Genomic DNA, 7,387 nt, shown 5'->3' with positions numbered 1-7,387 from the left:
ATATATATACTATGTGCGTAATCACATCAAATTCTACACTATATATAGTATACATAACATTAGGTATAATACCCCATCGCCTGACACCTTACATCAAAAAGCCTTACAAACGACAAAATATCGTTCAGAGTCGTTTCAAAGTCGTTCAGAGTCATTGGAAGGTCGTTAAAAAAATACACCTCAACTATTAAAATGTACTCCAATAAGCAAGAATCAAACAAGACAAATCAGAACCACGTAAACAGAAAATGAATTATCTTTATAGATTGGCACAAATACAATATGCTATTATGGATAACAACACATTGTCAGCATTCCTTCAAGGAAAATCACCTTCCTCGATTGAGCTTTTTAATCACTTGGTTTCATGTTACCAACAATTAGGCGAGGTGAAATTCCATACTACCAAAACAATGATAGCTTTCTCATCCCGCATCAACTTCGCGTACGTTATACAGTTTGGCAAAAACTTTATTGATGTTGTATTTCCATTTAAACAACCATATGAAGACAATATGTGTTTTCGAAAAATAAAACTTGTTCCAGGTAGCGATGATTACAATCACCACCTCCGAATATATTATAAAGAAGATATAAATGACGAGGTGTTAAAGTATATGTCTATGGCTTATAAAAATGGAAACGTTAAATTATGTTAAGCACTTGACAGGATGAATGCCTTTACATAGCTTAGCGTCCTATTATTTTTAATTGACGGTATCGTATTATTAACTTATCTTTGCAGAATGTTTAAAATTAAACACGTATTACTATTAAGTTTCACCATTATAGCCCTTACTATTGCTGGTTGTAAAAGTCAGTTTGAGAAGATCAGACTGAGCAACGACGTTGCAAAAAAGTACCAGGAGGCCATGAGGCTATATAACAAAAAGAATTATTCTAAGGCATTGATCTTATTCGAAGACTTGTCTCAAAAATACAGGGGAAGAGCTGAAGCCGAGGAACTGAATTATTATTACGCACTGACTCTCTTTAAACTAAGAGATTACACAACTGCAAGATATCAATTCAAATCGTTTGCAGATAGCTATCCAACTAGTAAATATGCTGAAGAGTGTAGATATATGAGCGCTTATTGCTATTATCTGGATTCTCCAAGACCTAGCTTAGATCAGGAAAATACCTATAAAGCTATTGATGCATTACAGCTCTTTATTAACTTCTATCCAAAAAGTGAACGTGCTGTAGAGGCTGCAAAATACATTGGTATTCTGCGTACTAAACTTGAAGACAAAGCGTATGCAAATGCAAAAATGTATTACGAAATAGGTGGCAATGGTGGTGAAGCATCTAACTACAGAGCAGCTGTTATAGCACTAAAAAATGCACAAATCGATTATCCTGATATTAAATATTCAGAGGAAATGGATTTATTAATGATCAAATCACAGTACGCTTTTGCTAAAAACAGTATTGAGGAGCGTCAGGAAGACCGCTTCACAGAAGCAATTACTTATGCCAATGAATTTGCAGAAGCGCATCCTGAAAGTAAATACTTAAAGGAAGCAAACGCCTTAAAGAAAGATAGTGAATCTGGAATAGAAAGTGCTAAACGCTTTATAGCTGAACGCCTTGCTAATTATGAAAAATATAAATCTCAATTAACAAAAGAAGCTAAAAGAGATAGTTCTGCAATTAATACAATTAAAACCCCCAACAGATAATGAGTACGAATAAACCCGCAATACCAAATACTACGGTTACTAGAAATGTTAATGATCTGGATCAAAAAACCGGAAACATCTATGAGTCTTTAGTAATTATTTCTAAAAGGGCTAATCAGATTTCTAATAACATGAAAGAAGAGCTTCATGGCAAATTAGCCGAGTTTGCATCTTCTAATGATAATCTTGAAGAGATTTTTGAGAACAGAGAGCAAATTGAGATCAGTAAGCATTATGAGCGTTTACCAAAACCTTCATTAATTGCTATTGATGAATTTCTGAACGACAAAATTTATTACAGAAATCCCGCTAAAGAGCAACAATAATATCACGCATAGGTATTAAATTGCATCAATGCATTATAAACCATGCTAAAAGATAAAAATATTATTCTAGGCGTTTGCGGCAGCATTGCAGCATACAAATCAGCAACCCTGGTAAGGCTACTGGTAAAGGCTGGCGCAAACGTCAAAGTAATTCTCACTGCAGATGCGGCAAACTTCATCACTCCGCTCACACTTGCAACACTATCAAAACATCCTGTTTACACTCAATACTTTGAAGAAGAAACCGGAGTTTGGAGTAATCATGTAGAATTAGGTCTCTGGGCGGATTACATGCTCGTTGCGCCCGCAAGCGCAAATACGTTAGCAAAAATGGCTACTGGATTGTGCGACAATCTACTAACTGCAGTTTACCTTTCAGCAAAGTGTCCTGTTTTAGTTGCACCGGCAATGGATTTGGATATGTGGAAGCATGAAACCACTCAAACCAATATAGATAAACTATTGTCATACGGCAATCTTCTCATTTCTCCTGGCAAAGGAGAATTAGCTAGCGGCCTATATGGTGAAGGCAGAATGGCTGAACCTGAGGAAATCGTTTCATTTCTATTAGAAACAATACGTAAAGATCTTCCATTGCTTGGGAAACAAGTGCTGGTAACAGCAGGACCTACTTATGAAGCTATAGATCCTGTACGCTTTATCGGAAATCATTCATCTGGCAAAATGGGTTTTGCTATTGCAGACCAGTTTTCTCGCTTAGGTGCTGACGTAACATTAATTACAGGACCAACAGCTGAAAAAAGCTCACAACAACTCAAAAGAATAGATGTTGTAAGCGCAGCTCAAATGCTAACTGCATGTCAAAAAGAATTCCCTACTGTACAAATTATGGTAATGAGTGCTGCCGTTGCTGATTATACACCAGTAACTACCGCTAGTCAGAAAATAAAAAAAACCAGCGGGGAGTTCAACCTGGAGTTAAAAAAGACAGAAGATATTCTGGCTACTTTAGGCAGACTAAAAACAGAAAATCAAATACTTGTTGGCTTTGCCCTTGAAACTGAAAATGAGGAAGAACATGCAAAGGACAAGCTTACAAGGAAAAATCTTGATCTCATTATCCTAAATTCCTTAAATGACAAAGGAGCAGGTTTTAAGATGGATACCAATAAAATAACTATCTTTAATAAAGCATTTGAGAAGACAGTTTTTGAAATGAAATCAAAAACTGAGGTTGCCAAAGACATTTGCAATGAAATTTTAAAGCTTGTTTAAGCATGAAAAAACGCTACTTACTTATCTTACTTTTCTTTTTTATTTGCCAAACCTTTGTTAATGCTCAGGAATTAAATGCAAGAGTTCAGGTACAGGCTCCTACTATCCCTAATATGGACAGAAGAAATCTGGAAGTTCTTGAAACTACCATAAGGGAATTCTTAAATAATAATAAGTGGAGTAACGAAAATTATAGCCCACAGGAGCGTATCGAATGCAATTTTGTAATCACTATAACTGATTGGGATGGCAGCGCTGCCTATAAAGCAGAGGCACAGCTTCAATCTAGCAGACCAGTTTACGCGTCGGCTTATAACAGTACGCTACTTAATCTAAGTGATAAAGATTTCGATTTCAACTATGCTGAGGGCCAATCATTAGATTTCTCCGATCAAACTTATATTTCCAATCTTAGTTCTTTACTAAGTTACTACGCTTATACCATTATTGGCTTAGATAAAGATAGTTTTAGTCACCTTGGCGGCACTCCTTTCTATAAGAGGGCCTCTACCATTCTAAACAATGCTCAGGTATCTGGAAATAAAGGCTGGAAAGCCTTTGATGGGTTACGCAACCGCTACTGGCTAAATGAAAATCTACTTAATAAAACCTTTGAAGAACTTAGAGTATTTATTTACGACTATCATTTTAACGGGCTTGATCGCTTGCAAGAAAATACCGGCCGTGGAGTAAAAAAAATGATAACCCTACTTAGTGGACTAAAACAAATGGACAAACAGAAATTAGGTTCTATTTTTCCCAACTTCTACTTTTCTACAAAAGCAGATGAGATTGTGAATGTCTTTTCTATTTCTACCGGAGATCCATCTGATCGTATAAAAGCATACAACCTGCTTGTCCAAATTGATCCCGCCAACATCAATAAATACGAAACGCTTAATCAGGCAATTGCCCCTCTTAATCAAGGTCTTAAAAACAATTAAAAAAAAATGTTAAAAATATTTTGTTTATACGAATACATTCGTACATTTGAATACGAAACAATTCGTATAAACAAAATATGGCAGCATCAATAAACCTTAAGCCTACAGAAAGTGAACTAGAGATCTTACAGATATTGTGGGAAAAGGGTAATTGTACGGTTAGAGACGTTCATGAGATTTTAGAGAAAAGCAAAGAGTCTGTTTATACCACTACGCTAAAACTAATGCAGATTATGCACGAGAAGGGACTTGTTAAACGCGACACGTCTTCTAAAACTCATATTTATACGGCACTTCTCAATCAACAAAAAACAGAACAGCATCTCGTAAATAAAATGATCGATAATGTTTTTAACGGATCGGCGGCGAGATTAGTAATGCAAGCACTTGGGAACCACACCGCAAGTAAAGATGAAATTGATTCGATAAAAAAATATCTTGACGAATTAAGTAAGTAATAAACCTAAAGAACCAACTATAAACACATGGAAGCAATAGTAAACAACCTCATTAAAGCTACCGGATGGAGCATCTTCCACTCTCTATGGCAAGGCGCCATCATTTATGGTATATTGGTAGCTGTTACAAGTGCATTTCCTAAAATTGATGCAAAAATCAAGCACAATATGGCCTATGGTGCATTGTGCCTTATATTTCTGGGGTTCTGCATCACATTCTTTACACTGTTTAAACTTCCGGTAAATAGTGTTGCGATTGCGTCTAATCAAATTTCCAATGTACAGCAATCCGAATACCTTATTCATTTGCCTCAGGATATGAGTAGCATAACAGAGAACTTTTTCCCTTATCTGGTTAGCATATATAGCATTGGCATATTGTTTCAGCTATTTATCCTGGCTATTGGCTATAAGAAATTACTAGATTTAAAATGGGCTGACCGTACTCCCGTTCCAGCTTCAGGGTAAATGTTCCACTGGTTATAGGTTATTTAAAACCAGTGGTATTATTTCCAATTGCTTTGGCATCTCAGCTTGATATAAAACAAGTTGAAGCAATATTAATTCATGAGCTTTCGCACATACGAAGAAACGATTATCTATTAAATTTAATAAAAACCGGTATTGAAACCATACTCTTCTTTAACCCATTTGTATGGCTGGGCGGCCGACTAATCAATATAGAACGTGAACATGCTTGTGATGATCTTGTTCTAAAATTTACTGGTAGCCCACTAACCTATGCACATGCACTTTTAAAACTTGAAATATTAAAAAACAAAACCACTCCTGCCCTCTCAATGGCAGCAACTGGAAAAGATCAACATTTGTATCAACGCATTAAAAGAATTACGGACATGAAAACCAATTATATGAATGCCAAACAGCAGATTTTGGCTATAACATTAACAATAGCGACTATAGTATCCTTAGCTTGGATTAGTCCTGCAAAAAAAGCTCCTGCTATAAATAAGGCCAATCAACATAACAAAAAGGTTGATATAGAAGGAATAGCTATAAAATCAAAAATACAGACACTATTAGCACCAGTTGCTAACGAGGACTGCGATAATGACCTTGTAAAAACAGATACCACAAAGAAAAAAAACAAGTTCAAAATTGTTACCGTTGACGCTAAAGGGAATAAAAAAGAATATAACTCGCTTAAAGAAATGCCTGATAGTTTAAGGCAGGAAGTAGTTAATGAATCATTTATGAATGATTTTAAGTTCGATTATAAGTTTAATCTTGACTCGGTAACAAAGGTAAGCATGGCTTACATAAAATCGCCTGAATTTCAGCAACAGATAAAAGATGTTCAAAAAAATGCCGCAGAAATGGCGAAGCATTTCGATTCTCCTGAATGGAAAAAACAACAGGCAGAGATTCAGCAAAAAGCCATTGAAATGAGCAATCAGATAAACTCAAAAGAGTTCAAGCAACAACAAGAAATGGCATTTAAAATTGCTCAGGATATGCGCAAGAAATTTGATTCGCCAGAATGGAAAAAGCAGCAAGCTGATATTCAGAAAAATGCTGCAGAAATGAGCAAAAAGTTTAATTCTGATGAATGGAAAAAACAACAGGCCGAGATGAAGAAAAACATTGATCTGATGCGTGAAAAGATAAATTCTCCTGAATTTAAAAAACATATTGAGGAGATGAAAGAGCTACAAAACTCACCTGAGTATAAAGAGCTGAAAAGAAAATTTGACAATGGAATTGATAGCATTAAAAAAGAAAAAAGGAATTAAAACAGATATAGACCTGAATTGATCAAACACAGATCACACAAATTATTAAACCACACAATAAAATTAGATTGAGGGCAGAAGAGAAATCTTCTGCTTTTTTGTTTGTAAGAATAAACATCCATTGATTAAGTTTTCATAATTTAGCAGAGTAATATGCTACAAAAACTTTCTATTCGTAACTATGCTTTAATAGATAGTGTTGATTTGGAACTTAATAAAGGTTTAAATATCATCACTGGCGAAACAGGTGCCGGTAAGTCTATCATGCTTGGCGCACTCTCCCTTATATTGGGTCAGCGTGCCGAAACTAAGTATTTCTTTAATCAGGACAAAAAATGTATTATCGAGGGGCAATTTCTGCTTAGCGACACTACATTACAATCTCTTTTCGAAGAAAACGATATTGACTTTTATAACGAAAGTATTTTAAGGAGGGAAATATCCACAGATGGAAAGTCTAGAGCATTTATAAACGATACTCCCGTTACGCTTACTGTAATGAAGCAAGTTGGCGAGAAACTCATTGACATACACTCTCAGCATGCTACACTAGAGGTAAACGACCCTGGCTTTCAGCTGCTAGTGGTAGATACCCTGGCAAATCATCAATCCTTGTTGGCTCAGTACCGTGAGCAGTATAAAGTTTATAAGAAAACACAGCAACAACTATCCATTTTACAGGAAGCTGCTGCAGAAGCCCGCAGTAGACAAGACTACGAACAGTTCCTTTTCAATGAATTGGAAACCGCGGCCTTAAAGTCCGGCGAGCAGGAACAGCTTGAAACTGAATTACAAATGCTTAGCAACGCTGAAAGCATCAAAAGAAGCCTTTTAAATAGTCAGAATATACTGAGTGAACAGGAAACAGCTGTGCTACCTCTATTAAAAGAGGTTATCAATCAGCTTCAAAGCATTGAGAAATTTAATCCTGATTATGCCACATTAAACGAACGCCTAAGGTCTTCACTTATAGAAATTAAAGAC

The 7,387-nt window shown here is 35.8% G+C and carries 9 protein-coding genes; all 9 read left to right on the top strand.

Going from position 1 to position 7,387, the window contains the following annotated elements; genetic code table 11:
* The first annotated feature begins 248 nt into the window (after positions 1 to 248).
* The gene (locus tag AC1DDX_RS22955) at positions 249 to 659 is read left to right on the top strand and encodes a DUF5655 domain-containing protein (RefSeq protein WP_337717440.1); all 411 of its coding nucleotides are present in this window, start codon (positions 249 to 251) and stop codon (positions 657 to 659) included.
* Positions 660 to 746: 87 nt separating this feature from the next.
* Entirely contained in the window at positions 747 to 1,685 is a 939-nt protein-coding gene (locus AC1DDX_RS22950; RefSeq protein WP_172661098.1) for an outer membrane protein assembly factor BamD, read from the top strand.
* On the top strand, positions 1,685 to 2,011 hold the full coding sequence (locus tag AC1DDX_RS22945; protein ID WP_172661099.1) for a DNA-directed RNA polymerase subunit omega: 327 nt from the start codon (positions 1,685 to 1,687) through the stop codon (positions 2,009 to 2,011). The genes AC1DDX_RS22950 and AC1DDX_RS22945 overlap by 1 nt, the downstream gene beginning before the upstream one ends.
* Positions 2,012 to 2,053: 42 nt before the next feature.
* Entirely contained in the window at positions 2,054 to 3,247 is a 1,194-nt protein-coding gene (coaBC, locus tag AC1DDX_RS22940; protein ID WP_172661100.1) for a bifunctional phosphopantothenoylcysteine decarboxylase/phosphopantothenate--cysteine ligase CoaBC, read from the top strand.
* A 2-nt stretch (positions 3,248 to 3,249) separates the two neighbouring features.
* The gene (gene porD / locus AC1DDX_RS22935) at positions 3,250 to 4,191 is read left to right on the top strand and encodes a type IX secretion system protein PorD (protein WP_288882587.1); all 942 of its coding nucleotides are present in this window, start codon (positions 3,250 to 3,252) and stop codon (positions 4,189 to 4,191) included.
* Positions 4,192 to 4,268: 77 nt separating this feature from the next.
* Positions 4,269 to 4,649, top strand: a complete 381-nt coding sequence (locus tag AC1DDX_RS22930; RefSeq protein WP_477622655.1) for a BlaI/MecI/CopY family transcriptional regulator — start codon at positions 4,269 to 4,271, stop codon at positions 4,647 to 4,649.
* 27 nt (positions 4,650 to 4,676) lie between these two features.
* Positions 4,677 to 5,117 carry a hypothetical protein gene (locus AC1DDX_RS22925; RefSeq protein WP_477622654.1) on the top strand — a complete coding sequence of 147 codons (441 nt, stop codon included), beginning with the start codon at positions 4,677 to 4,679 and terminating at the stop codon, positions 5,115 to 5,117.
* Between the two features lie 32 nt (positions 5,118 to 5,149).
* Complete coding sequence (locus AC1DDX_RS22920; RefSeq protein ID WP_477622653.1) at positions 5,150 to 6,403, top strand: M56 family metallopeptidase; 1,254 nt, start codon at positions 5,150 to 5,152, stop codon at positions 6,401 to 6,403.
* A 153-nt stretch (positions 6,404 to 6,556) separates the two neighbouring features.
* Positions 6,557 to 7,387, top strand: an 831-nt coding sequence (locus AC1DDX_RS22915; protein WP_477622652.1) for an AAA family ATPase, incomplete at its 3' end; no start/stop codon positions are given.

It is taken from the genome of Pedobacter sp. 10L46_2, from assembly GCF_056395165.1.
Note: the sequence above shows the minus strand (reverse complement) of the source record. Positions and strands in the feature narration are given on the sequence as shown.

Coding starts and splice junctions, on each gene's coding strand:
- AC1DDX_RS22955 (WP_337717440.1), top strand. CDS start 249: ATGAATTATCTTTATAGATTGGCACAAATACAATATGCTATTATGGAT.
- AC1DDX_RS22950 (WP_172661098.1), top strand. CDS start 747: ATGTTTAAAATTAAACACGTATTACTATTAAGTTTCACCATTATAGCC.
- AC1DDX_RS22945 (WP_172661099.1), top strand. CDS start 1,685: ATGAGTACGAATAAACCCGCAATACCAAATACTACGGTTACTAGAAAT.
- coaBC (WP_172661100.1), top strand. CDS start 2,054: ATGCTAAAAGATAAAAATATTATTCTAGGCGTTTGCGGCAGCATTGCA.
- porD (WP_288882587.1), top strand. CDS start 3,250: ATGAAAAAACGCTACTTACTTATCTTACTTTTCTTTTTTATTTGCCAA.
- AC1DDX_RS22930 (WP_477622655.1), top strand. CDS start 4,269: ATGGCAGCATCAATAAACCTTAAGCCTACAGAAAGTGAACTAGAGATC.
- AC1DDX_RS22925 (WP_477622654.1), top strand. CDS start 4,677: ATGGAAGCAATAGTAAACAACCTCATTAAAGCTACCGGATGGAGCATC.